Annotated in this window: 1 protein-coding gene; it reads left to right on the top strand. The window is 43.3% G+C overall.

Translation table 11 applies throughout. The annotated features are described in order from the left end of the window. The coding region (locus tag AB4585_RS27795; RefSeq protein ID WP_372171980.1) for a hypothetical protein at nucleotides 1-319 on the top strand (319 nt) is incomplete at both ends.

Genomic DNA, 319 nt, shown 5'->3' with positions numbered 1-319 from the left:
TTTCAGAAGAGGATATCGAGAGTGATGGTCTGTTAGAGGTTAAAGATGATTTTTGGGGGGACTTTGATGGGGCATCAGAAGGAAAAGGATACAGTTTGTACCCACCGCAACATTACCTCGATCAGATTACCGTTGGTTCATTCATTAAGGATTCTCAAAAAATATATCGTGTTGTGGAGTGCGTGCGTGAGGAAGGTCGAGTTGTTCTTCAAGTAATTAAACGCAATCCAGTAGATGGTATTGAGGCAAGGGATGATCGACAGCGCTGTGCACTTGATGCGCTTGCTTGTGATGATATTGAGTTAGTAGTGCTTTCAGG

Origin of the sequence: Vibrio sp. 10N.222.49.C9, assembly GCF_041474985.1 — a bacterium.
GTDB lineage: Bacteria > Pseudomonadota > Gammaproteobacteria > Enterobacterales > Vibrionaceae > Vibrio > Vibrio crassostreae_C.
Note: the sequence above shows the minus strand (reverse complement) of the source record. Positions and strands in the feature narration are given on the sequence as shown.